This window comes from Lacrimispora sp. (assembly GCF_031982545.1).
GTDB lineage: Bacteria > Bacillota > Clostridia > Lachnospirales > Lachnospiraceae > Lacrimispora.
The window spans coordinates 275,413-299,103 of record NZ_DALYXB010000003.1; the positions used below are offsets into that span (position 1 = coordinate 275,413).

The 23,691-nt window shown below is 43.2% G+C and carries 25 protein-coding genes and 2 pseudogenes; 2 read left to right on the forward strand and 25 right to left on the reverse strand.

What is annotated here, in order from left to right; all coding sequences use genetic code 11:
- Positions 1-74: 74 nt before the first annotated feature.
- The 6 genes from deoC to ABS301_RS07180 all read right to left on the reverse strand — a co-directional run bounded on the left by deoC (position 75) and on the right by ABS301_RS07180 (position 4,794).
- A complete protein-coding gene (deoC, locus tag ABS301_RS07155; RefSeq protein ID WP_349671560.1) occupies positions 75-725 on the reverse strand; it encodes a deoxyribose-phosphate aldolase in 651 nt (216 codons plus the stop codon).
- A 13-nt stretch (positions 726-738) separates the two neighbouring features.
- Complete coding sequence (locus tag ABS301_RS07160; RefSeq protein WP_349671561.1) at positions 739-2,067, reverse strand: pyrimidine-nucleoside phosphorylase; 1,329 nt, start codon at positions 2,065-2,067, stop codon at positions 739-741.
- A gap of 25 nt (positions 2,068-2,092) precedes the next feature.
- Positions 2,093-2,521, reverse strand: a complete 429-nt coding sequence (locus ABS301_RS07165; RefSeq protein ID WP_502877951.1) for a cytidine deaminase — start codon at positions 2,519-2,521, stop codon at positions 2,093-2,095.
- Positions 2,522-2,535: 14 nt separating this feature from the next.
- Positions 2,536-3,711, reverse strand: a complete 1,176-nt coding sequence (locus ABS301_RS07170) for a phosphopentomutase (RefSeq protein WP_349671562.1) — start codon at positions 3,709-3,711, stop codon at positions 2,536-2,538.
- Between the two features lie 54 nt (positions 3,712-3,765).
- On the reverse strand, positions 3,766-4,101 hold the full coding sequence (locus tag ABS301_RS07175) for a cyclic-di-AMP receptor (RefSeq protein ID WP_104437025.1): 336 nt from the start codon (positions 4,099-4,101) through the stop codon (positions 3,766-3,768).
- Between the two features lie 114 nt (positions 4,102-4,215).
- Complete coding sequence (locus ABS301_RS07180) at positions 4,216-4,794, reverse strand: NUDIX hydrolase (protein WP_349671563.1); 579 nt, start codon at positions 4,792-4,794, stop codon at positions 4,216-4,218.
- A 95-nt stretch (positions 4,795-4,889) separates the two neighbouring features.
- On the opposite strand from ABS301_RS07180, the gene ABS301_RS07185 reads away from it, so the two are divergent.
- Positions 4,890-5,483 (forward strand): ferritin-like domain-containing protein, encoded by a 594-nt coding sequence (locus ABS301_RS07185; protein WP_349671564.1) that lies wholly within the window; start codon positions 4,890-4,892, stop codon positions 5,481-5,483.
- A 2-nt stretch (positions 5,484-5,485) separates the two neighbouring features.
- Here the strand turns inward: ABS301_RS07185 and ABS301_RS07190 are convergent, their stop codons facing one another.
- The 16 genes and pseudogenes from ABS301_RS07190 to ABS301_RS07265 all read right to left on the reverse strand — a co-directional run bounded on the left by ABS301_RS07190 (position 5,486) and on the right by ABS301_RS07265 (position 19,297).
- Entirely contained in the window at positions 5,486-7,414 is a 1,929-nt protein-coding gene (locus ABS301_RS07190; RefSeq protein WP_349671565.1) for an endonuclease MutS2, read from the reverse strand.
- 295 nt (positions 7,415-7,709) lie between these two features.
- The gene (locus ABS301_RS07195; RefSeq protein WP_349671566.1) at positions 7,710-8,756 is read right to left on the reverse strand and encodes an NUDIX domain-containing protein; all 1,047 of its coding nucleotides are present in this window, start codon (positions 8,754-8,756) and stop codon (positions 7,710-7,712) included.
- A 13-nt stretch (positions 8,757-8,769) separates the two neighbouring features.
- On the reverse strand, positions 8,770-9,165 hold the full coding sequence (locus ABS301_RS07200) for a hypothetical protein (protein WP_349671567.1): 396 nt from the start codon (positions 9,163-9,165) through the stop codon (positions 8,770-8,772).
- Between the two features lie 267 nt (positions 9,166-9,432).
- Complete coding sequence (locus ABS301_RS07205) at positions 9,433-9,681, reverse strand: hypothetical protein (RefSeq protein ID WP_349671568.1); 249 nt, start codon at positions 9,679-9,681, stop codon at positions 9,433-9,435.
- Between the two features lie 32 nt (positions 9,682-9,713).
- Positions 9,714-11,012 (reverse strand): hypothetical protein, encoded by a 1,299-nt coding sequence (locus ABS301_RS07210; protein WP_349671569.1) that lies wholly within the window; start codon positions 11,010-11,012, stop codon positions 9,714-9,716.
- Positions 11,013-11,166: 154 nt separating this feature from the next.
- Positions 11,167-11,916, reverse strand: coding sequence for a MerR family transcriptional regulator (locus ABS301_RS07215; protein ID WP_349671570.1), 750 nt, complete (start codon positions 11,914-11,916; stop codon positions 11,167-11,169).
- 292 nt (positions 11,917-12,208) lie between these two features.
- On the reverse strand, positions 12,209-12,685 hold the full coding sequence (locus tag ABS301_RS07220; RefSeq protein WP_349671571.1) for an LURP-one-related/scramblase family protein: 477 nt from the start codon (positions 12,683-12,685) through the stop codon (positions 12,209-12,211).
- 34 nt (positions 12,686-12,719) lie between these two features.
- A complete protein-coding gene (locus tag ABS301_RS07225; RefSeq protein ID WP_349671572.1) occupies positions 12,720-13,532 on the reverse strand; it encodes an aminoglycoside phosphotransferase family protein in 813 nt (270 codons plus the stop codon).
- Positions 13,516-13,968 (reverse strand): annotated as a pseudogene (locus tag ABS301_RS07230) (endonuclease III domain-containing protein); the annotation flags it as partial. The gene ABS301_RS07225 and the pseudogene ABS301_RS07230, both read right to left, overlap by 17 nt.
- Before the next feature lie 29 nt (positions 13,969-13,997).
- Entirely contained in the window at positions 13,998-14,138 is a 141-nt protein-coding gene (locus ABS301_RS07235) for a hypothetical protein (RefSeq protein WP_349671573.1), read from the reverse strand.
- A gap of 35 nt (positions 14,139-14,173) precedes the next feature.
- A pseudogene (locus ABS301_RS07240) lies at positions 14,174-15,409 on the reverse strand (endonuclease Q family protein); the annotation flags it as partial.
- A gap of 101 nt (positions 15,410-15,510) precedes the next feature.
- Complete coding sequence (locus ABS301_RS07245; protein ID WP_349671574.1) at positions 15,511-15,927, reverse strand: YjdF family protein; 417 nt, start codon at positions 15,925-15,927, stop codon at positions 15,511-15,513.
- A 153-nt stretch (positions 15,928-16,080) separates the two neighbouring features.
- On the reverse strand, positions 16,081-16,476 hold the full coding sequence (gene lpdD / locus ABS301_RS07250; RefSeq protein WP_349671575.1) for a prenylated flavin chaperone LpdD: 396 nt from the start codon (positions 16,474-16,476) through the stop codon (positions 16,081-16,083).
- Positions 16,463-17,044, reverse strand: coding sequence for a UbiX family flavin prenyltransferase (locus tag ABS301_RS07255; RefSeq protein WP_349671576.1), 582 nt, complete (start codon positions 17,042-17,044; stop codon positions 16,463-16,465). Before ABS301_RS07255 ends, lpdD begins: the two co-directional genes overlap by 14 nt.
- A gap of 4 nt (positions 17,045-17,048) precedes the next feature.
- Complete coding sequence (locus tag ABS301_RS07260) at positions 17,049-17,777, reverse strand: DUF554 domain-containing protein (RefSeq protein ID WP_349671577.1); 729 nt, start codon at positions 17,775-17,777, stop codon at positions 17,049-17,051.
- Between the two features lie 41 nt (positions 17,778-17,818).
- Positions 17,819-19,297, reverse strand: a complete 1,479-nt coding sequence (locus ABS301_RS07265; RefSeq protein WP_349671578.1) for a UbiD family decarboxylase — start codon at positions 19,295-19,297, stop codon at positions 17,819-17,821.
- A 141-nt stretch (positions 19,298-19,438) separates the two neighbouring features.
- Between ABS301_RS07265 and ABS301_RS07270 the strand changes: the two genes are divergently transcribed.
- Complete coding sequence (locus ABS301_RS07270) at positions 19,439-20,092, forward strand: CPBP family intramembrane glutamic endopeptidase (RefSeq protein ID WP_349671579.1); 654 nt, start codon at positions 19,439-19,441, stop codon at positions 20,090-20,092.
- On the opposite strand, the gene ABS301_RS07275 is transcribed toward ABS301_RS07270, so the two are convergent.
- From ABS301_RS07275 to ABS301_RS07285, 3 genes are all read right to left on the reverse strand, one after another.
- Positions 20,085-20,921: a MerR family transcriptional regulator gene (locus ABS301_RS07275; RefSeq protein WP_349671580.1), complete on the reverse strand. Its 837-nt coding sequence runs from the start codon at positions 20,919-20,921 to the stop codon at positions 20,085-20,087. The two genes, ABS301_RS07270 and ABS301_RS07275, sit on opposite strands and share 8 nt — an antisense overlap.
- A gap of 17 nt (positions 20,922-20,938) precedes the next feature.
- Positions 20,939-21,694 (reverse strand): hypothetical protein, encoded by a 756-nt coding sequence (locus ABS301_RS07280; protein ID WP_349671581.1) that lies wholly within the window; start codon positions 21,692-21,694, stop codon positions 20,939-20,941.
- Positions 21,695-21,990: 296 nt separating this feature from the next.
- Positions 21,991-23,691, reverse strand: coding sequence for an ammonium transporter (locus tag ABS301_RS07285; RefSeq protein WP_349671582.1), 1,701 nt, complete (start codon positions 23,689-23,691; stop codon positions 21,991-21,993).

Below are 23,691 nucleotides of genomic sequence, written 5' to 3' on the forward strand. Positions count from 1 at the left end.
AAAATAAGAGCCCAAAACTGTCTGTATTTTTTTACTGTCAGATAGTTTTGGGTGTTCCTCTTATTCACTATTCTTTATTTCTTCTGAGCTGCCAGCTTTACAGCTGCACTTGCTCCCACGCGATGGCATCCTGCCTCAATAAAGGCTCTTAAATCTTCCAGCGTCCGCACGCCGCCGGCTGCTTTAATCTTTACATCTGGTCCGATGTGCTTTTTAAACAACTCGATATCTTCCAAAGTCGCTCCGCCAGTTCCAAATCCGGTGGAGGTCTTGATATAGTCGGCTCCAGCTGCAGTTACAGCCTTGCACATGGCAATCTTTTCTTCCTCTGTTAAATAACACGCTTCAATAATCACCTTTAAAACCTGATCGCCTGCGGCTTTTTTCAGTTCTGCTATCTCTTCTTCTACCTTCTTATATTCACCATTTTTCACATCACTGATATTGACTACCATGTCAACTTCCACAGCTCCGTCTTCAATGGCCTTTTTCGTCTCCAAAACCTTGGATTCTGTCACGGAATATCCAAGAGGAAATCCGACTACGGTACAAATGGCCAGAGTAGGGAATTCCTTGTGTACGCGGCTGATATAGCAGGGGGGAATGCAGACAGTAGCTGTTTTATATTCCACCGCCTCCTTGCACAGTTCTTCAATATCTTCCCATGTGGCAAACGCCTTTAACTGGGTATGGTCTACATAACTTAACATTTCTAAATCGGTCATTGTTTTATCCTTTCTATCCTATCAGGTTCTTCACGCCTTCTCTGGTAACTCTGGCATAAATCAGAGGCTCCTCATCCGGTTTTCCATCGGCAATGGTAACTGCTTTTAAGAATTCCTCTTCTGCGGCATCAAACAGTTCCTGCCTTGAAGTGTAGAGCACGGCAATGGTTTCACCTTCCTCCACTTCCTGACCTACCTTTTTCTTCAGAGCAATACCAGCTGTATAATCGATGAGGCTTTCCTTGGTAACTCTTCCTGCTCCCAGCATGGAAGACGCAATTCCGCACTGCTCCGTGTTCATATGAACCAGATATCCCTTCTTCACAGCCTTAATTTCTCTTTCATAAGGCGCTTTTGCAAAGAGAGAGGGATCGAAGATCACAGATGGATCTCCGCCCTGTGCCTTTACCATAGCCGCCAGGCGGTTTAAGGCACTGCCATCCGCTATGGTTTTCTCTGCCATGGCAAAACACTCCTCGGAGGTTCCCTTACCGGCCAGCCAGAGCATTCCGGAAGCCAGATTTAAGCATACTTCCGTCAAATCCTTTGGCCCTCTGCCCTTTAAGGTCTCTACTGCTTCTATTACCTCCAGGCTGTTGCCAATTAAATTGCCCAGGGGAATATCCATATTGGTAATAAGAGCCATGGTCTTCTTTCCCGCATGCTCTCCGATTGCCACCATCTTCTCTGCCAGAGTGACAGAGTCAGAAAGCGTCTTCATAAATGCACCGCTTCCGGTTTTCACATCAAGAAGAATACAGTCGCTTCCTGCTGCCAGCTTCTTGCTCATAATGGATGCCGCAATCAGCGGAATACTTTCCACCGTAGCAGTCACATCTCTGAGGGCATACAGCTTTTTATCTCCAGGTGCCAGATTACCGGACTGCCCGATGACTGACAAACCTGTGGTATTGACAATTTCAAAGAATTCTTCCTCAGTCAGTGTTGTTCTCATGCCTGGAATGGATTCCAGCTTATCCACAGTCCCGCCTGTATGGCCAAGTCCTCTGCCGGACATCTTTGCCACCTTAACGCCGCAGGCCGCTACAATGGGAGCCACCACCAGCGTGGTTTTATCACCAACACCTCCAGTGGAGTGCTTATCCACCTTAATTCCCTGAATGGGAGTTAAGTCCACCATATCACCAGAATGAGCCACTGCATCCGTAAGGATTGCTGTTTCCGTATCGCTCATCCCTTTAAAATAGATTGCCATCAGCATGGCGGACATCTGATAGTCCGGGATTTCTCCCATTACATAGCCATCTATCATGGAACGGATCTCTTCCTCTGTCAGAGTTTCTCCATTACGCTTTTTTGCAATTAAATCATACATCCTCATATTACTTAAAACCTCCCTCATTTTTTCAGTCGGAATTTAAATCCTTCTTTGTAAATCCCAGGGGAAGCAGTTCTTTTAATGTATAAATAGCTGTCTCATCTTCTGCTGCCAGGATTACCTGAAATTCATCCGGGTCACAGAATTCTGCCATAACCTGACGGCAGACTCCGCAGGGAGCGCAGATGCCTCCCTTTGCCCCCTTTTTATTTCCTACAATGGCAATGGCATCAAATTCCGTCACGCCCTCGGATACTGCTTTAAAAAATGCAGTGCGTTCTGCACAGTTGGTAGGTGAAAAAGATGCATTCTCAATGTTGCATCCAAGGTACACAGTTCCGTTCTTTCCAAGAAGTGCAGCACCTACCATAAAACCGGAGTAAGGAACATAAGCCCTTTTCTGTGCACGAAAGGCTTCCTCTTTCAGCAGCCTGATCGTCGTCTCATTCAGCTTCAATCAAACACCTCCTGTTATTTTGCTACTTCACCTAAAAAGCTGGTTCCGGCAATTTCTCCCTTTAATCCGAACAAATCCAGTACCGTCGCTGCGATATCAGCAAAAGTATCTCTTGTTCCAATGGAAACTCCGGCTTTCATTCCCTGTCCGTAAATCAGCATGGGGGTATATTCCCTGGAATGATCGGTGCTTGGAGTTCCAGGATCACAGCCATGATCCGCTGTAATGATTAAAACGTCATCCGGTCTCATGGCTTCCATAAACTGACCAAGCTGAACGTCAAATTCAGTGGCTGCTCTTGCATAGCCCTTAACGTCGTTGCGATGGCCGTAAACCATATCAAAATCCACCAGATTAACAAAGCAAAGACCATGGAAATCATCCTGCTGTGCTTTTAAGGTCTGAATCATACCATCGTTATTGTTAACGATGGATGTGGTTTTCTGAATACTTTTTCCCGCAAAAATATCGTAGATTTTTCCCACTCCGATGGTATCAAGGCCTGCTTCTTCCAGACAGTCAAGCATGGTTTTTGCTGGCGGAAGAAGGGAAAAGTCATGGCGGTGGGGCGTTCTTTTATAATCAGGGTATTCGCCGGCAAAAGGTCTGGCAATAACTCTGCCTACGCTGTGTTTGCCTGTTAAAATTTCTCTGGCGATCCTGCAGTAACGGTACAGTTCTTCCAACGGCACCACTTCCTCATGGGCAGCGATCTGAAATACACTGTCTGCAGAAGTGTAAACAATTAAATCTCCTGTCTCCACATGCTGTTTTCCAAAATCCCGGATTACATCTGTGCCGGAATAAGGTTTATTACAGAGAATTCCTCTTCCTGTCTGCTTCTTGAATTCATCAAGAATCTCATCAGGGAAGCCTTCCGGATAGGTTGGAAGAGGCTCCTCGGAGATAATTCCTGCAATCTCCCAGTGGCCGATGGTGGTATCCTTACCCTGGGACCGCTCGGTCATTCTGCCATAGGAGCCCGCTGGTTCTTTTTCTTTCTCACCGGCTGTTACACCGTCAATATTAAACATACCAAGTTTTTTTAAGTTCGGCGTATCAAATTCCTCTGCTTTTGCGATTGATCCAAGGGTGTTGCTTCCCTCATCGTGGAACTTCGCTGCATCTGGAGCTTCGCCGATTCCAAAACTGTCCAGTACAATGATAAATACTCGTTTGGTTTCTGACATATTCATTCCTCCTGTTACGAAAAGGGATTGCTGTGCAATCCCTTTGTCACTACATCAAATTTTCTCAAAACGCTCTACATCTGTAACAAATATGGTAGCCCCGCCAAGTTCGACTGTCATGGGCATCATCATATATCCCGCCGAAACTGACGCGATATTCGGTGCAGGAACGTTGCATGTAATTTTCTGGCGCTTTCCGCAGGTATCCTTGATCAGTGTGATGACTTCTTCTACCTGTCCGTCTTCAGTACCGATCATTAATGTTGAGTTGCCTTTTTTTAAGAAACCGCCTGTTGTGGCAAGTTTTGTGACACTGAACTGGTGCTCATTCAGAACGTCGGTCACCCGGTTTCCATCATCGGAACTGACGATTGCATAAACAATTTTCATATCTAACACCTCGCTGTCTTATTTGGCAAAACTTCATCCATTCAGATACCATTATTATAAATCATAATCTCCAAAATAGAAACAGCTAATCATAAAATAAATGCCAATTTTCTGTTAAATTTTCAGATTTTCCATCTTTTCTATCAGCTTTTTGTAAATTCGTTCTTTCATCCAGGGTTCGTTTACCACTTCCAGACAATCTTTTAATGAAAACCAGCCCACTTTACTGTTCTCATCTTCTTTATTTCTAATCTCCTCCCTGTCATCTCCTTTCAGTAAATAAGTCACGTTCAGATGCAAATGGGAAGGAACGTATAACCCCTTCTTTTCGTGGCCATCTACAGTTAAGACTTCAAGAGAAAATATCTGATTCATTACTGGTGTTACTGTTTTAATTCCGGTTTCTTCCCTGGCTTCTCTCATGGCAACAGACAAAAGATCCTTTTCCCCGTCTGCGTGGCCACCGGTCCACGCCCAGGAATGATAAATATTATGATATGCCATTAAAACACGGTCCATGGCCTGGTTTACCACCCAGCCGGAAGCAGAGATATGAGCTTCCTCATTTTCCCGGAAGAAAATATGATCGCCTTCAGACAGGCATTTAAGAATCAGCTTTTTGTCCGCTTCCTCCTGTTTGTTTAAGGGCACAAATTCTTCCAGTTCTTTTTGAAACGTTCTTTCGTCCTTCATCCAATTACAGCCTCTCTTTTTCCTTTGATTATTTCAGTCATACTCCCTCTGTCTGTTGATATATTTAAATAGAACGACTCTATGGGAGGTAAGAAATGGATCTTTCCGCACTTGTTTTTTCTGACAAATCCCCCTGGCCTGATGTTGAAATCGTAACGGTCAATGAACTTTATGCCACAGCCATGCTTTCCAACATCGGTGCCTGTAATTCGGAAATGTCCGCAATCAGCTTATACGTTTACAACAGCATGATCACGAAACGGTATTTTTACGATATTGCAGAATGTTTTCACAGAATCAGTGTAGTAGAAATGCACCATCTCAATGTTTTCGGTGAGCTTTGTATCATGCTGGGAGCAGACCCACGGCTCTGGAGCTGGCAAAACGGCCGTATGAAATACTGGACTCCTGCCTGCAACCGTTATCCCACCAATATCAGCGCTCTTGTAGCCAATTCCTTAAATGGAGAACTGGAAGCAATCAGAAAATACCAGCAGCAATGCCTGTGGATTAACGACTTCCGCATCAAAGCCATCTTAAACCGGATTATAGCAGATGAATTATGCCATGTACAGATTTTCCGCCTGATTCTTGCCGAACTAAACGATGATCCATTTGAACTGCCATACGAATACAGAGCCTGTGAGGATGACCGCAAAAAACCCTGTGATCACTCAAAACTATGCTGAAATCATAACTTAGGGAAGGTCTCATCCCCAGCTTTTCGGATCTCCAGACCTTCCTGATATCCCTTTTCCATCTTGTGTCTTGCCTTCCTGTTTTCCACGGTATCAAACAGAATGGAAAAATCATAATCTTCCGGATACAGCTGTTCAGCCGAAACCAGAAGTTTCAGCCGTTTATTGTTAATCCAGATTTTTTTATCCGGCATCTGAACCCGTACTACGCCTTTCTCATTGACCGTGGTGCAGACAATTCCTATTTTCTTGTCTGGCAGAATCATTACACTGTCTCCAAGGGTAAATTTTGTCTGCATTGCGATCTGATTTTCTGTTGTTTTCTTTATTTTTTCAATTCTGGGACCGTCCGGTTTTTTCTCTACATCCCTGTATTTGCCGGACTCCGGTTCTGTCTCCGATAACCCGTAGGCATACTGCTCAGCCCGTTTGATCATTCGCTCCGGCATTCCCAGTCTGCCTGCAATATAAAGTGCACAGCTTTCTCCTGCTTCTCCGATTTCCAGTCTGTACAACGGTTTTAAGGATTCCCGGTCAAATGCCATGCGTGCATTGGTGATTCCCTCCGCTTCTTTAGCGTAGGTTTTCACTTCCGGATAATGGGTAGTGGCTAAAAACAGGCAGCCACATCTTCTTAATTCTTCCAGTATGGAGATGGCGATTCCCATACCTTCTGCAGGATCTGTTCCGGAGCCCAGTTCATCCAGTATGACAAGGCTTTCTCTGTCTGCCTTACTAAGAATATCCAGTACATTTACAATGTGGGAGGAAAATGTGGATAAGTTCTCTGTAATATTCTGCCCGTCTCCGATGTCACAGAGCACCTGGTTAAACAGACTGATCTGACCTTCTTTGCACGGGATATGAAGTCCGCACTGAGCCATGAGGGAGAACAGACCTACGGTCTTAATGGAGACGGTTTTGCCTCCTGTATTTGGTCCTGTTATAACAATTCCTCTTCCGTTTTTCCCCAGTTCAAAGTTTAAAGGAACTACCTGCTCCGGGTTCATAAACGGGTGGCGCCCCTCAGTGATCCGTATGATCCGGTCTGTGAAAATCTCCGGCTCCACTCCCTTCATATCTGCACTGAGCTTTCCCTTGGCAAAAAGGAAATCAAGTTTTTCTAAGACCTTCCTATTCTCTGTGAGGACCGGCAGCTGCTCTTCTACCTGAGCGGTAAGGGTATATAGAATTCTCCTGGTTTCATTCTCCTCTTCAATTCTCAGGCTCTCCAGCTCCCCATTTAACGCCGCGATGGCAGAAGGCTCTATAAATAGTGTGGAACCGGTGGAGGACTGGTCGATCACACTGCCAGGTACTGCCAGCTTATACTCCTTTTTCACCGGGAGACATACTTTGCCGTTTCTGATGGTGATATACGAATCTGAAAAGAACTTTTTATTGGTTCTAAGCATGGATTCCGCCTTTGTTCTCAGCTTCTCTTCCATTCGTACGATCTCCTGGCGGACGTTTCTTAAATATTTGCTGGCTGAATCATCCACCCGTTTGTTTCTGATGCTTTCAAACAGTTCCTTTGCCAGACTCTCCAGGGGATTTAAATTTTCTTCATAATAGGCAAGGCTCAGTTCTAAATATTTGCATCGGTTTAAGAAATCTTTATACCGTTTTACGCCTGTGAGCATAGTTCCCACTGATTCCAGATCCTCTGGCATCAGAATACCTTCCTGCATCACCGATTTAAAAATAGCCGTCATTCCATTCATGGCTACTGCGGGAGGCTGACCCATTCGGTCCAGGATCATTCTTGCCTGGGTGGTATCCCGTAGATTTTTCCTTACTTCTGCTTCTTTTAACTCAGGAGTTAAATTCCTGATCCGCTCTTTCGCACCTTCTGTAAGTGCCAGTTCTTCCAGTTTCTCTATAATCCGGTTAAATTCTAATATTTGAAATGTGTGATTCATGTTATTCTCCTGTCTTATCTTTTTTCAAACAATAAAAGATTCATGGAGCGATCAGTCAGGCCTGTTTTGATATACAAAAAAGACCTGCAAGACTACAAATCCCAGTCTTACAGGTCTAAAATCCTGTCAGTCAGTTTTGTATCTTCATGGGCTAAACAGGTACACAAAACAAAGGAATGTAAAGACTGCCTTCCTGTCCGGGTTTCCTGTTCACATTATGATTCTGATTTACGCTCCATGATTTGACACAATTAACATAAACACACTTCCTACTTTCTTTAATACTTTTACTATATCATAAATGCTGTTGTCCGGTCAATCCCTTTTTATGGTACCAGCGGGCAAGCATATGAAGTTCCTTTTTATTTAAACAGTTGACTAAAGTTCCATCTTTCATCCGATTCAGACATTCCTCATAATCCATCCAGAGTACTGATTCCACCTCTTCCTTCTGAAGTACAAGCTGACGTTCATCCACCGTTTTTTCATAAACATAGACATGACTGATTTCATGATTACGGAACGGCCGTCCGTAAAATACAGCGTCTTCCTGTTCCTCATGAAGCCCTACATAGGTAAGTTCTTCTGGAGCAGCGTCAATTCCAAGTTCTTCTGACAGTTCTCTGACCGCCGATAAAAGAAAATCATCACCTGCCGGAATATGTCCTGCAGAAGAAATATCATAACAGCCCGGATAGGCATCCTTACCTGCGCTGCGTTTTTGTAAAAGCAGGTCAAACCCGCTTTTCTCATTGGGTCTTACGACCCATACGTGGGAGGTTCCATGAAGCATACCATCACGGTGCATCATAAAGCGGGCACGAACTTTCCCGGTAGTACAGCCATTCAAATCCCGTTCTTCTAAAAGCTCTAACGGTGATCCGTTTAATACAGCAGCCTCTAAACTATCTTTGCAATACTGCAGTTTCAGGGAAAAAAATGGAATCTCATCCTTTAGCAGTTCAAAAAAGATCCGGTCTCCCTCCCATATGGGGAGGCTGTCAATTTTTTCAACTGGCACCCATTCAAGAACTCCCTCCTGACAATCAGTAAGTGAACCGTCATAACCGTCAGCTGTATATAAAAACATATATTCATCCGGATACTGATCTGATACAAAGGTGATAAACCCTCTGAGTCGATAAGACAGTAACGTCAGGCCGGTTTCTTCCTTTACTTCCCTTAAGAGACAGTCTTCCGGGCTTTCCCCTTTCTCCAGATGACCTCCGACTCCCAGCCATTTATCCTGATTGATATCATTCTTCTTTTTAATGCGGTGAAGCATGAGATATTGTCCCTCTTTTTCAATGTAGCAAAGGGTAGTTAAGCTATGACGCTCCATTTGGGTCTTCTCCTTACTTCTTCTCTGTTAAAACTGCATTCTCATTGATGGAAGCAGCTGTCTCCGGTATCTCTACCCCGGAATTGCGTACCTCCACCTGCACCACACAGTTGGTTTTCTTTCCATCGTAGATGACCGGAACCCGGTATGTACCTGCTTTATTCCAGTCACACTGGCTGACGTCAAAGGTGAAGCCGGAAAGTTCGTAGTTATCCTTATTAAAATACCGTTCTGCCTGCAAATCCGGCGCTGTTCCAAGAACGGTTTTTGCGTAATATGTAGTCATGGTATTGTCATCGAAGATCGGCTCCGCTCTACCCTTTAAGGTCTGGAACAATAAGACAAGAACCAGTACTAAAACGATAGTCCCGAACAATGTTAAGTGTAAGTGAAATTTCCTTTGCTTCATCTAGGCCTCCATACTCATATCCATTTTTTACCTGCGACAGCCTTCAGGAAACCTTTGTTTCATGAAAAAAGCTGCGTTTAAGGCAGCGCAGTCCTATATTATCTTACCATATAATTTCCATCCTGACATCTACTGAATTATTACAATTTCATAAATTTATCGTAAAGAAGTTCTTTTCATGTCACTGCGTTATGGTAAAGTAAAAAACTCCCCGCCGTTGTACCGGTGAGGAGTGATTGGGGTTCTAATACAATAAGTATATATTATTTAGTTTTCATTCACATATAAACGGTTGATAGTACTGTATTGTTTACTATCTGTAAGTAATGTATTTACGGTATTTCCGGTTGATATAGCAGTAAGGGCTGTAGCAAGCATTTCTTTTTTTTGGGACTCCACAGCAACAAACCAAGCATTAAATGGCGGATTAGCATTAATTGATCTAAGTCCAATATAAACCGTACCGTCTTCTGCCGGGCCAGTGCTGGTAACTTTGCAATTAACCCACAAACTCATAATAATATTCCCCCTTCCGTTTTTGTTAATTACTATTTTAATAGCAAATAATTTGCAGCTACATTATTATTCTGCTCTTTATTTATGTGTATATTAATATTGTACAGGTTATCCGGAGCACCACTCAAAGCATCCAAAGCAAAAATTACGGGGTTATTTCTAGAAGTACTTCTTATACGAAAGCCTAACGGTTCACTATTCCAATTTGCTTGAGCCAAATAAGCCTTTGGATCTTCTAAACCATTATTAGCTGCTTGTTTGTTATTTGTAAAACGGGGACAGGAAAATGCCCACATAAACCCTTCTGTATCATTTTTTTGCACTTGAATAGCCATGTCACACCCCTGCAAGAAAGTATTATCATTTTCCCATACAACAATTGCATAGTAGCATACAGTATCAAGTACCTCAACCGGATCAAATCCTGGGGGTGTAACCGCTTCACCAGGTTTTAGCATCTTAGGTAACTCAAAATTCAGTTCCTGATTATCACCACAAATCTTGGCATTGGAGAGATATTGTCCATTAACCTTCCATGAGTTTTTGTCATCCCAATTAAAAATCTGTAACCGGATCGTGTATTTTCGATTTAGCCAATTCCATAAATATTGCAATCCAATAAACACGATAGCAAATACTAAATTTGATGATATAGCAGACACTACAGAACTGCGAATAGCAAAACTGAATCCAGTTAAGCCAACTTTAGATGCAGCTTGAGCCAGAAGCAATGAAAACGTTGCTATTGCAAAACCTAAACCTTCAGCAATAATACCAGAAACCGCTCTTGCCACAATATATGCGATTGCCGATTCAGCAATTACAGCAGGAATTGATAAAGTATAAGTATGTATTCCTAGAATTGAATTTGATTTGGAATAGGTTCCTATTTGTACTTGAGCATTCAGAGTTGCATTGTTAAGGACGGTCATATTTTCAGTATAAGCCCATATACTTCCATTATTTGACCAGCTCATGTAAAACTCCTTGCCATTTTTTTTAACTTTTGTCCATGCTTTGTCACCATTATTTGAGATATTAGTATATACACTTCTAAGATCATCATTTGCATTTTTTTCTATATTTTTAATAGTAGCAAAATCATTATTTTTATAGATTTCCCGCACGCTTTTAGTCATCAATAGAAAGGGGCTGCTTTTGGCACTAATTTCAGCTGTTTTAGGGGAAGCACCAAAATTTAATCTGGCATGAGCCAAACGGTATTTGGGCAATTCAAGATCTGCGGGCCCAATAATTTCCACATCACGGAAGAAACTTGGTAAAGCTTCTGAATTAAAAGTCATATCTATATCTGGATTTATCTCCGCCATAAATTTTATTTACCTTCTCTTTTATTGGAATATCTTATATTTATATATTCATGTCGAATCCGAATATGCTTATTGCAAAAAACTCAACCAAAAAAAACAGAACCACCCTGTCCCATAATTAAATTAGGTTGGACGGTTCTATATTTTTTGTGCCTTAGCTGTTCTTCTGGCTGTCAGCATAATATCCCATGGCTTTCCTTAAAAATGCCGATAATCCCTCAGCATACTGATCTATATTCTGAGTAAAGCGTGAGTCTGATATATAAAGCTGACCCAGGCCTGCAAATGCTTCCAGGGTATAGGTAACACCAAAGTTCTCATTGAAAAAACGGTACATGCTATTAATTGCATTTTGTACCACTTCTGATTCAGGCGCTTTCCTGCAAAGCTTTGCCAGCTCACGGAACATCTGATCCATATTTACAAAGACCTGATTCTGTTCCTCTTCGGTCATGGAATCCATCTTTTCATTGCTCTGGTCCACGGTCTCATTTCCCCAAAGACGTCTGGCTTCTTCTTCATAAGGGTTGTGATTTTTCCCAAACCCATAAAATTTTTCTGGCTGCGTCATAGTTTTATCTCCCTTCCATGATTTCATTGTCTTATCAAGAGTTTTCAGCATGGCATTAATACGCTTTTGTTCCTGCAGCAGACAATCCTTTTGCAGTACAAATGCTTTTTCCCGGTCGAAATTTGGATTGGCAAGAAATCTCTTGATTTCAGTAAGAGAAAATCCGCATTCCTTGAAAAATAAAATCTGCTGCAGCAGATCCAGATCTTCATCGGAATAGTTCCTGTAATCATTATCCGGATTACGGTCTGGACACAGCAGACCAATCTTATCGTAGTGATGCAAAGTACGCACACTGATACCGGTAATACCGGCTACTTCCCTGGTGTTCATAGAAAATACCTCCTGACATTTACAATCATAGAGTATGACGCAGCGTTGTAGTCAATCCTTTTTTTATATTATCTTTCTAACAAACTATTATACACAAAAAAAACGAACCTCCCACAGTGTTTTGTCAAGAGATCCTGTAACTCCATCAAGATACTCCTGTGAAACCTTTGCACGGAATTCAGGAGTGTGTGGTGATTTTGCCATAAAATAATCCTCCATAAGTAGATTTTGGTTATTTACCATGTCTACTTATGGAGGATCATATCATAAATCACTTGTGTTTTCTGCGTTTTTAATTTTTATTCTGACTGCATTTAACGGCATCAATGGCAAGAACCACCATCAGTGCCAGAAGAGCATCCCGTTCTTCTTCTACATCAATAATATAAGTATCCGTAAAACGGAACAGCTGCTTTTCTATCTGTGCCACAACGCCACCTTCTCTGGAATATATGGAATAATCCCATTGAAAAAAATCACCTTTTACCTCCCAGCCATTACAGTCGATGTTGAATGAGGGGGTGAAAAAAGTAAATTCTTTTGTTATTGTTCCAACGGTTTCCCCGTTTATTATAATATAAAACCGGGGAAGAAATGTGAATATCTGCTCTTTCAAAGTAGCCAGATGACTGCCGTTTCTATTATAGATTTCCAACTTGTGCCCCCAGGCAGGTTTCCCGCTGACGGTGAAAACACAGCTTCCTTCCTCATCATAAATATCATAACTGTCAAACCAGGAAAAAAAGCGTTGCTGAAACATTAACTTCATTGTCTGTTCTCCTTTTATACTTTTTCAATCCCTACTATATCCAATCAACCATATTCTCTTTTATAAACGTTATCTCATGAATATAAAACTGTTGATGTCCTGATTCTTTCATATTAATAAACGGTTCACTTCCCTTTTTGCATTCCTCATCAAAAAGGATTACAAGATCCTGCAGCCGTAGAATCAGAGTCTGCAAAACCTCTGCAGCATTCCTCATGCCATAGCTGTCAAGAAATTCATGAAGCAGCAGTTTCCTCTCCAGACTGTCTGTTGATTTGCTGTATCTGCGATATTGTCTGGTATTTATATCATATACTTCTTCACTGAGAGGCACAAAACGGTAAGCTGCATAAGCAACATCCCATATCCTTGGTGCGGGGCATGCCGTATCAAAATCAATTAACCCTACGGGCTTTAAATCTTGAAATGTAACATTATACGGTGCAAAATCGTTATGGCAGATCACTTCTTTCTGTAATTCGCCTTTATATTCTAAAAACCAGATATCATCCGGATTCTGTATAAAATCAACAGTTCCATCGTGGAATTTTCTAAGCATTTCCGCTGCCATCCGAACTGTTGTAATTTTCTTACTGACCTCGTTTTGTATGGGATAATCATCAATTGTTTCACCCTCAACAAAGCTTACCATCTCCATATTATCCCCATTCATTCCAAGAAAGCGAGGTGTAAACCCGATCCCTTTTTCCTCCAGATACAACAACAGTCTGTGTACGGATTTACTTTGAGGCTTTAAGTCTCTGTATACCACCTTGCCATCACTGAATACTTCTGAAATATTCCCTTTTTTCAAAGCGATCTTTTCATTATTAAATTCTTCTCTCACACCACTCCCCCAAAATACATTCTTCGCACCTGGCCTTTCTGGCTGTGCAGACCTCTCTTCCATGATAAATCAGCTGAAAATTAATCCGGTTCCAGTGTTCCTCCGGTAATACCTTTTGAAGTTCCAGCTCCACTTTTACCGGATTCTTCCCCTCTGCCCAGCCCAGCCGTCTGGATATGCGGAAAACATGGGTATCTACCGTAACTCCCGGAATTTCATACGCATCGGCAAGAAACAAAGTGGCTGTTTTTCGTCCCACTCCCGCCAGCTTTAACAGTTCCTCTATTTCTGACGGAACCTCACCATCATATTCGTTTTCAATCTGAGTGCAGCATTTCTTTAAATTCTTCGCTTTATTCTTATAAAGGCCAATGGAACGGATGGAAGCCTCAATCTCTTCCAGAGGTGCATCTGCCAGCTGGGCAGCAGTCTGAAACCGTTTACAAAAATCAGGAAGTACCTCTTCTACCTGCTTATCTGTACTCTGTGCACTAAGCTAATCGCTGCAAGCAGCTGCCAGTGCTGATCATGATAAAACCCTTCCTTTGTAACTCCGTATACGTCATCCAGCTTTTTAAGAATTGCACCAATGTTATCTTCTGTCATCTGCTTTAGTCCTTTCCTCTCTTTTTTCCGGTGGAAATTTCATCAGAATCAAACAGCTTTATGATACCGTATTCCCCGTCATAGCCAGGTATTCGTTCCACTTTTCCATCCCGCAGCCGGCTCACTCCTTCTGCAATCATGGGATCTGATCTCTTTCTGATGTCTTCCAGGGGAATCTCTCTTAATATATCAAATTCTGATCCCAGCCCACGCAGCAGTTCATAGTACTGATTTTGAACCTTTTTACTCGTTGCAGAATACCCCAGGCAGGCAGCGATCACCTCCGGCAGCGGAACCAGACTCTCAAACGGCTTTCCCTGGGGTAATACAAAGCCCTCACCCCGGTCAGACAGCTGTTTAATCCGGTTGGATACTCCCATGGTCAGTTTTCCACCGCACACCGGGCACCTGCCGGAATGCTGTTCTGCCTCAGAAGGTGAAAAGCAGATCCCGCATTTTCTGTGACCGTCGTGGTGGTATTTTCCTTCTTCAGGGAAGAATTCAATGGTTCCCATTAATCCACTGCCACTGGTTAACGCATGAGAAAGTCCGCCAAAGGACAGTTCGATGTCCAAAAGGCTGGCTTCCCTGCCAAGCTTTGCAGGAGAATGGGCATCGGAGTTGGAGATCAGCTGAAAACGGTCCAGCGCCGATATGCTCCAGATCATGGAGGGATCAGAAGAAAGTCCGGTTTCCAATGTATGGATATGAGGAGTCAGATCTTCGAAACACTCTTCTATGGTATCAAAGCCGGAACATGCTCCGAACAGGGAGAAATGTGGCGTCCAGATATGAGCGGGGATATAAACCGCCCTGGGATCTGTTTCCAGCATCATTTCCAGAAGATCGTGGCAGTCAAGTCCTAAGATGGGCCTGCCGTCCGATCGGATATTGCCCACAGCCTCAAGTTTCATGGAAAGCTGCTCTGCCGCATGAAGTCCTGGCAGGAGAAGAAGGCTGTGTACCTTTCTGGTCTTTCCGTTCTTTTTATAAATGGAACTGATTTCTCCGGAAATAACAAAGCGGGGGATCAGGGAACCGAAGGAGTTTTCTCCCTCCAGACGGTACTCCTCCTTTAACACATAAAGCCCTTCTTCCGCCGGAATCAGTTTCTCTTTTAACTCTGCTCTCCATGCCGGATGAGTAAAATCACCGGTTCCGAGAATCCCGATTCCTTTTCGTCTGGCCCAAAGATCCAGCTGCTCCGGTGTGCAGTCCCTGCTGGTTGCCATGGAATACCTGGAGTGGATATGTAAATCTGCTATGTACATTCATTCACCTGCTTTTGTCAATATAGAATCGATTATACCCTGCTTCCCACCCTCACGCAATAAGTAATCTCTTCCTGTTTTTTTCCATAGAGAAAGGGGCATTATCTGCCCCTGTGCTTCTCCTTTTTCTTTTGCTGTTTCTGATCAAACTTTTGCTGTGCTTTTGCCTCCCTCGCTTTCCGGGATAAAAGCTTCCGCGCCAGTTTTCCCTCTTCCTGCTGCAATTTCAGCGCCTGCTGGGATTTCGTACTGATTCCTGTGTTTTGGATCTGCCTGCGGACTTCCCGCAAAATCCGTTTGGGATTCTTACTACTTTCTTTTACAGCAGCTTCAACAGCCGGACTAAACCTCAGCCTGTAGTAATTCTTAAGAAGGAACTCATTTACCTCATAATCCCTGGGCTCTGGCCCGAATGTAATTTTGCTTACAAACAGTTTTCCATCCACTTCCCGCTCCAGAATGCCTACCCAAAAGGGCTCCTCAAAAAATACTGAAAATCCAACCGAAACCTTGTCCATAACAATTCCTCCTATTCTTGTTTCGACAAAGAACGGACGACCAGGAGGAGGGTTACTTAGAAACGGAGGGAAACCGTTTCCGTCCGGACTACCAACCGGATCTCCATGACAGATGCCATGGGCTGTGTTTTTATCTTTGCTTTCTAAATTATATCATTTCTGTGAAGATATTAAAAGATTTTCATTTCCAATAATGGCCAGCATTTCATCCAGCAGAAGAAGACAGCCGTCATAAATTGCCTTGATCCCATCGCCACTTAGCCCGTCCACATGAATTCCGCAGATACAGACTGTGGTATGATTGAATCTGACCGCAATTTTTTCCGCAAAAATCCTTGCCAGCTCATCGTCTTTATGACCCAGACAGTTTAGAACGGAAGAAGTCGCGCTTAATCCTTCTCCCGTCAGACTGGCTCTTGGAATTGACAGAACAGTACTGCCAATATGAGGGCGATCTCCGCCGTACAGCAATACAGTCAGATCCTCTCCCATTGGTATGACGTCACATTGGATGTTGATTTGATCCATTACTTTTTTAAGCGTTATCATTGGATTCCCACCTCTTGAATCCGGGAATAAAAATCCCAGCAGCATCTAGAATTTTACATGCAAGATGAAAGTTTACGTCCTCCAGTGACCTGGGTCTGCTGTAGTAAGAAATAACCGGAGGCAGTATGGTAACATTCTGCACACCGGATAAATACTCCATATTTCTTAAATGAATCTGGCTGAGCGGGGTTTCTCTTGTCACTAATATAAGACGGCGTTTTTCTTTTATTGTCACATCTGCAGCCCGAAGCAGCAGATTATCAGAGTAACCATTTGCAATTCCTGCCACTGTCTTCATACTGCAGGGAACCACGATCATACCTTCCGTCCGAAAGGTACCACTGGCTATGGAAGCACCAATATCTTTGCAGTCGTAACACACATCTGCCAGTCCTGTAAATTCTTCCAGCGACAGATCCGTCTCATGTAAAACCGTCTCCTCGCCACCTCTGCTGATCACCAGATGAGTTTCATATTCCGGAATTTTTTTAAGCTCCTTTAAGCATACCTCTGCCAGGGGGGCACCACTGGCCCCACTGACAGCAAGTATGATCCGTTTCTTCTCCATAGGCTTATAACAGGCTCAAAATTACATGAGACCAGAAATAAGAAAACGGCATGACAAGTACCATGGCAGGCAGCATATTCGCTATGGGAAATGATTTGATCCCAGAAATACGAAGACCAGTAGCCAGCATTAATATGCCACCACAAGCGGTAAAATCGTTTAGCATTTCCTTTGTTGTCATCGGCATGATAAAAGAAGCGCTGAGAAACAACGTCAAAAGGACAATAAACTGGGGAACGCATACGGTGCACGTAATAAATCCAAGGCTTGCTGCAAAAATGCCAGCTGTAAAAAAATCAAGGATCGACTTGGAGAACAGAATCGTATGATCCCCAGTCATTCCCGCCTGCAATGCACCAAATATTCCGGTTCCGCTTGCGCAAAACAGGACGACGATGCTGACAAGCCTCTGCATGAACTCCTCCTGACTTAACCCAGTCCCTTTTCCGGAAAACATCTTTGAAATAGGGGTCTGCACCTTCTGGGCTGCAGCTGTGATCCCCCATTCCAGATGAATCAGTTCACCGATTGCAGTTCCAATGATTACCGCAAACACAACTGCAGGAAGATACGTCAGTTTTACGATGGAAGCGATTCCCATGGACATGGAAGCGACTCCGAATATCAACGTGAGGTTATCACGAAGATGACCAGGTATTTTATTTCCTAATAAAGCTCCGGCAGCGCCGCCTGTCAGCACTGCCAGACTGTTAACAATTACTCCGATTGGCATATGTATCCCTCTTATGTATTTAGTGAAAATCCAGTAACAATCTAGTTAATATCCGGCACCCAGTGGGAAGGATCTACATCCATAAATTTCGCTCGTTTAAAACGGCTTTTCTGATCAAATGGAACAGTACAGTCAAAAATGGTTTTGCAGGCGATTCCATGATCTCGTATGGAAGGTGAGATAGAGGGATCGTTGGAGGGATCCAGTGGATGACAGCGTACTCCCGGAATGCATACAATACCGGAATCTCCCTGCATACGGGTATTCATCGCCCAGATAACATCATTGATATCAAAGGGATCCACATCCTCATCAACAAGAAATACATGCTTTAATTCACTGAATGCTGAGAACGCAAGCAGTGCCGCCTGTCGTTGTCTTCCCTCATCACTGGGTATCTTTTTACAGAACTGAAGAACAGCCATATATTTTCCGCCGCCGCTTGACGCACAGTATACATTCAACAGCTTCCCAGGCATGGCCTTTTCCACCATCTGAATAATGCTGGCTTCTGTAGGAATCCCTGCCATGCTTACATGCTCCTCGCTTGGTCCGATACAGGTCTGCATGATGGGATTGATTCTGTGGGTCACTGCCTTTACCTTAATAACGGGCAGTTCCGGATTGGCAGGGCCTGTATAACCTGGAAATTCCGGCATGGCTTTCCCTGTATTGGTATTCTGATCCTCTCTTACCCGAACCCCTGGAAGCAGTTCCCCTTCTATTACATACTCTGCATTGGCAATGCAGTTTTCCTCTATGGTAATACATGGTGTCAGTTCCACCGGCTCTTTGCGGATCGCACCGGCAATCTCCAGCTCATTAAATCCCAGAGGCGTTGTAGGCGGTTCAAAACAGGAAGCGATTTCAATGGCAGGATCCACGCCGATGCTGATCGAGATGGGAAGGGGCTTACCTGCTGCCTCTGCCTTCTCACGGAAAACGCTTAAATGTCTGGCACCCGGTACAAAGTACATGGAAATCTCGTCCTTACTCTGAATACACAGGCGGTGAATGGTAACATCTGAAATCTTTGATTCCGGATCGGAAGCGTAGCACATTCCCAATGTAATATAAGGTCCTGCGTCTTCTTCTGTATTGGTTGGAGCTGGAACCAATTTACGTAAATCAAAATCAGGATCGGTGGCATAATGAACTACTTCCTGGCATTTTGCTTCTTTCTGATCAATAACCACTGGTTTTATGGGATGATTCACCGCATCGTTTAACATATGACCCAGGCGCTCCGGCGCCTCATTAAGCAGATATCCCACTCGCTTCCGGCTTGCCAGTAAACCAATTGCCACTCTTGCTCCCTCATGACCCGTTACCTGATTAAATACCATAGCAGGGCCTTCTTTTGTGGGGCGCATAACTGTTCCGCCGGCACCCACATGGCGGTAAACGCCGGAAAGTTCGGCATGAGGATGAACTTCAACATCCGTTTCAATGAGCTGACCCGGAATTGATGCTAAAAGTTCTAATGCTGAACGTAAATCATTTACTTTTATCTCTGACATAATAAATCCTCCTTTTTTTAATTATTGCCTGTTACATTAACTATGCACTATATTGCGACTATACAGTCAAGCGGATTTATACTATAATCAGACATATAAAAATAAATGATTATGACAGCGTGAGGATATATGATGAAAACTATGAGTAAGAAGCAACGGATCCTGATTGGGAGTGCCCCGTTTCTTTGCATTTCCATGTTATTACTGATCCCTTATTTAACTGTTAAAATGGGAAAAACAGCCGGATATGTCACAGGGTTTTGTATCTACTGGTTTCTCTTCTGCCTGCCTGTTTCTGCATATTGTTCTGGTGGTTTCACCCGGTTGAAAGAGATTTACCGCCAAAGATCTAATATAACAGCAAGAATGAAAACAATTTATTATTTCTTAGCATTAATACCTTGTATTGCCACCTTTTTCGCTGTATTTAAAAATATCGCTCCAAATGCTGGTTTTCAGGTTTTGATCCTTGCTCTGGTATTCGGAATGATAAACGGTACATTGGAAGAGATGTTCTGGAGGGGAATTTTTAATAAGATTTTTGATGATCAGATGATTTGGGCTTATCTTTACCCATCGTTATTTTTTGGAATCTGGCATATTGCATTATACTTAGCAAAGGGTATCGTATACCAGGGCGGAGGTGGTTCCCTGGTTGGAGGTTCTCTTTTCATGGGACTCTTATGGGGGCTTGCTGCCTATAAAACAAAATCTGTTAAAATTGTGACAGCAGCCCATATCATAACTAATTTTTTTGCTTTTACAGGTCTCATATATCAGAACTGGTTTATGTAAGGGGTCCTGTTTTCTTTACGGGAATCTGCAGACAGCAGTAATCCACCTCATGTTCCGAATTATAAAATGTGGTATCCAACAGGCATAGATCCAGAGCATCACCAATGATTTCGTATCCCTGAGACTCTACCCAGCTTTTGAGAGTAAAAAAATCATCTTTATAATATGGAAAGGCGTATTTGTACATACAGGCAAATATTCCTCCCGAAATCTCCTCAATCCCCGAACGGTCATATTTCTGTTCCGGGACTACAACAAAAATTCCCGCTCCCCGGTATAGATCCCCGGATTCAAACTGACTGCACCTGATCAGAGTTCCAAACCCGCTGGACGGTACCATACCCCAGTCAAAAATCTGATTCCACGCTCTCATCAAGGTAAGATGAAGAACATTTTTACACGGCTCCCCGGGAAAGGGCACAAAAAGAACCTTTCTGGGGCCAATCTCCTTTATATGGGGAGTATTAATGGGATGTTCTTCATGAAGCGCTTCATAAAACCGGATTCTGTGCTCCAGATGATTCTTCGTTTTATTCAGTTCCTGAATTTGCTTTTCAACTGATTCTTTCTGCAATTCCAGAAGGTTAATTACTGCATCTGGATTGCGGTTTTCAAAGCTTTTCTTAATATCTTCCAGCTTCACCCCAAGCTTTTTTAACAGACAGATTTCCCTTAGAACAGGGATCTGGAAAACGCTGTAAAACCGGTAACCATGTTCGTTGATGGAAACAGGTTTTAAAAGCCCGATATGATCATAATAAATAAGCGTCTGGCGGGTAAGGTGATGCAGTTTCGCCATCTCACTGATTGTTACAATTTCATCTCCCATAATGCGCTCCCCCTCTATTACAATGAATCAATTATTAAAGAATCCAGCTTGTCCACCCCATCCTTCCATGCCATGGAAATATCCTTATGTAAGGATAACGAAGGGCCTGACTTGGAGTAAAAATTCAGGGTACAGGTAAAATGTGTTCTGCAATTATGCATAACCCATCTGCATTTATGGCTGTTTCCCAGCACTCTGCCATAAAACGCGGATAATTCCAGAATTGTATTCCGGCAATGTTCAAAGGACTCTCCCTGCTTTTCCAGAATAATTTTCTTTATTATCTGGATCGCATCTTCTGCATTCATTTGAGATAGATCCAGTTGATGCTCTGTTAAAAATTTTTGAGCCAGCAAATCGTGTTCTTTAAACAGCCTGAAATCATCTTCTTCCCTGAAATATTCATTATCCAATGGTGGTTTGGAAATTTTCTTAAAGAAATCCCGTCCATATTGTTTCAATATATCCGCATATGCTTCCATGGCAAGCTTATATTCTTTTAAAGTGACACATGGAAAGCCATTCTCACTGCCGTCCGGCACAATATCCTGAATTCCATAACTGCTGCATCTGCCTGAATAAGAGTTAATCACCATAAACAGCCTCTTATCCCATCCCCTGGTGTAAAACTCAACCACCAGCCTTGCAGTCTCTCCCTTACTGTTTTTAAATTTTTTTATGAACCAGCAGCTATTTATATTTTCACCAGAGACAAATCCCATGGGTATTAAAACATTTCCAATAATCTCTCTTGTTATTTCCTTTTTAGTCATAAATATATTCTCCTTTGAAATAAGCAAAACAGCGCAAGTATACGTTTAGAGAATGTTACTTTGGCTTTTATTATATAATACTTATCATGGCAAACACAAGGGAATGCCGTTGAAAAAGTTACAATTATTAATAATTATATCCTTTAAGCTTATACCATGTTTCCTGCAAATACTCAACCAATTGGACGAAATTATACAAGTTAAGTTCCAAAATTAGCATGCTGGTACGAAAAAAGGAGCCAGAGGGCAGGAAAAAGATCCATACCGTCTGGCTCCAAAATAAGACAATTTCAATTTTATATATCGTCCACTCCCTGCATGGCATCATAACCAGTCTCACCAGTTCGCACCTTTACTGCATCCCGTACATCGTAGATAAATATCTTCCCATCTCCAATATGTCCGGTATAAAGTACCTTTCTGGCAGTCTTTACCACTTCCTCCACAGGAACCTTGGCAACAACAATTTCAACCTGTACTTTGGGCAGAAGCATCATATCCACAGGAATTCCTCTGTAATACTCTGCCGCACCTTTTTGCATCCCGCAGCCAAGAACCTGGGTCACTGTCATACCAGTCACTCCGATTTCATTCATGGCAGATTTCAGTTCTTCAAACTTAGACTGCTTCGCCAGAATTTCAACCTTGGTCAGTACGGACTTTGAAGTGCCTGCCGGGAAAAAATCTGCAGATTTCACAGGAATGGCTTCTTCCACAGGGACATCCTGTCTGACCGTGTTAATACCAGCCACACTCTCAACCCGGCTCCCCAGATCTTCCATAGGAACAACAGGAAGAAAGTCTGCATAGGCATTTGCAAGTCCATGCTCTGTACTGTCCAGACCTTCAATTTCCTCTCTGGATGTAACCCGCAGGCCGATGGTCTGGTCAATTATTTTAAATACGGCAAACATTACAATTCCAACCCATACCGCTACGGAAATAACTCCAAGAAGCTGAATTCCCAGAAGCTTTACGCCTCCTCCATACAAAAGACCGCCCTCTTTTGCAAAAAAGCCCACCAGAATGGTTCCCAGCGCTCCGCATACGCCATGCACGCCGATCGCACCTACCGGGTCATCAATCTTTAATCTGGAATCAATGAACTCAATTGACAGCACCACAGTCAGTCCTGTACAGATTCCAATGATAGCCGCCCCTCCCGGAGTCACGGCATCACACCCGGCTGTTATGCCCACAAGACCTGCAAGGGTGCCGTTTAAAGTCATGGAAACATCCGGCTTTTTATAACGGATCCAGGTAAATATCATGGTGGTGCAGGTAGATACTGCAGCTGCCAGATTGGTTGTCATAAAAATTCTTCCAGCTGCTTCAATGCTGTCTCCTTCCATGGATACGGTGGAAGCGCCGTTAAACCCGAACCAGCAGAACCATAAAATGAAGACGCCAAGAGCTCCCAGTGTAATGCTGTGTCCCAGTATGGCCTTTGGCTTCCCATCCTTTGTATATTTACCGATTCTCGGCCCAAGAAGATAAGCCCCCAGAAATGCCGCTACGCCGCCCACCATATGAACCGCCGTAGAACCTGCAAAATCGTGGAATCCTAAAGATGACAGCCAGCCTCCTCCCCAGATCCAGTGACCCGATACCGGATAAACCACACAGGATATAACCGCACTGTAAACACAGTAGGCGGAGAATTTCGTCCTCTCTGCCATGGCTCCCGACACAATTGTAGCTGCCGTGGCACAAAATACGGTCTGGAATATTACAAAGGACCAGAGAGAAACACCAGAGGGAAGGATCTCACTGTAATCGCCGTGTATGAAAAAATCAATTCCTCCTCCGAACATAATTCCAAATCCAATAAACCAGTAAATGGGGGTTCCGATGCAGAAATCCATCAGATTTTTCATGATAATATTTCCGGAATTCTTCGCTCTGGTAAATCCTGCCTCTACCATGGCAAAACCTGCCTGCATAAAAAATACCAGCGCAGCTCCAAACAGAACCCAGATTGTATTGACCGCTGACAT

Bases quoted from the DNA above. Each gene is read 5' to 3' on its own strand.
- ABS301_RS07210 (WP_349671569.1), bottom strand. From the start codon at position 11,012: ATGGCGGAGATAAATCCAGATATAGATATGACTTTTAATTCAGAAGCT.
- ABS301_RS07220 (WP_349671571.1), bottom strand. From the start codon at position 12,685: ATGAAGTTAATGTTTCAGCAACGCTTTTTTTCCTGGTTTGACAGTTAT.
- ABS301_RS07195 (WP_349671566.1), bottom strand. From the start codon at position 8,756: ATGGAGCGTCATAGCTTAACTACCCTTTGCTACATTGAAAAAGAGGGA.
- ABS301_RS07160 (WP_349671561.1), bottom strand. From the start codon at position 2,067: ATGAGGATGTATGATTTAATTGCAAAAAAGCGTAATGGAGAAACTCTG.
- ABS301_RS07170 (WP_349671562.1), bottom strand. From the start codon at position 3,711: ATGTCAGAAACCAAACGAGTATTTATCATTGTACTGGACAGTTTTGGA.
- ABS301_RS07275 (WP_349671580.1), bottom strand. From the start codon at position 20,921: ATGGGAGATGAAATTGTAACAATCAGTGAGATGGCGAAACTGCATCAC.
- ABS301_RS07255 (WP_349671576.1), bottom strand. From the start codon at position 17,044: ATGGAGAAGAAACGGATCATACTTGCTGTCAGTGGGGCCAGTGGTGCC.
- ABS301_RS07235 (WP_349671573.1), bottom strand. From the start codon at position 14,138: ATGACAGAAGATAACATTGGTGCAATTCTTAAAAAGCTGGATGACGTA.
- ABS301_RS07270 (WP_349671579.1), top strand. From the start codon at position 19,439: ATGAGTAAGAAGCAACGGATCCTGATTGGGAGTGCCCCGTTTCTTTGC.
- ABS301_RS07215 (WP_349671570.1), bottom strand. From the start codon at position 11,916: ATGAACACCAGGGAAGTAGCCGGTATTACCGGTATCAGTGTGCGTACT.
- ABS301_RS07175 (WP_104437025.1), bottom strand. From the start codon at position 4,101: ATGAAAATTGTTTATGCAATCGTCAGTTCCGATGATGGAAACCGGGTG.
- deoC (WP_349671560.1), bottom strand. From the start codon at position 725: ATGACCGATTTAGAAATGTTAAGTTATGTAGACCATACCCAGTTAAAG.
- ABS301_RS07285 (WP_349671582.1), bottom strand. From the start codon at position 23,691: ATGTCAGCGGTCAATACAATCTGGGTTCTGTTTGGAGCTGCGCTGGTA.
- ABS301_RS07245 (WP_349671574.1), bottom strand. From the start codon at position 15,927: ATGGACAAGGTTTCGGTTGGATTTTCAGTATTTTTTGAGGAGCCCTTT.
- ABS301_RS07280 (WP_349671581.1), bottom strand. From the start codon at position 21,694: ATGACTAAAAAGGAAATAACAAGAGAGATTATTGGAAATGTTTTAATA.
- ABS301_RS07200 (WP_349671567.1), bottom strand. From the start codon at position 9,165: ATGAAGCAAAGGAAATTTCACTTACACTTAACATTGTTCGGGACTATC.
- ABS301_RS07260 (WP_349671577.1), bottom strand. From the start codon at position 17,777: ATGCCAATCGGAGTAATTGTTAACAGTCTGGCAGTGCTGACAGGCGGC.
- ABS301_RS07265 (WP_349671578.1), bottom strand. From the start codon at position 19,297: ATGTCAGAGATAAAAGTAAATGATTTACGTTCAGCATTAGAACTTTTA.
- ABS301_RS07185 (WP_349671564.1), top strand. From the start codon at position 4,890: ATGGATCTTTCCGCACTTGTTTTTTCTGACAAATCCCCCTGGCCTGAT.
- lpdD (WP_349671575.1), bottom strand. From the start codon at position 16,476: ATGATAACGCTTAAAAAAGTAATGGATCAAATCAACATCCAATGTGAC.
- ABS301_RS07180 (WP_349671563.1), bottom strand. From the start codon at position 4,794: ATGAAGGACGAAAGAACGTTTCAAAAAGAACTGGAAGAATTTGTGCCC.
- ABS301_RS07190 (WP_349671565.1), bottom strand. From the start codon at position 7,414: ATGAATCACACATTTCAAATATTAGAATTTAACCGGATTATAGAGAAA.
- ABS301_RS07205 (WP_349671568.1), bottom strand. From the start codon at position 9,681: ATGAGTTTGTGGGTTAATTGCAAAGTTACCAGCACTGGCCCGGCAGAA.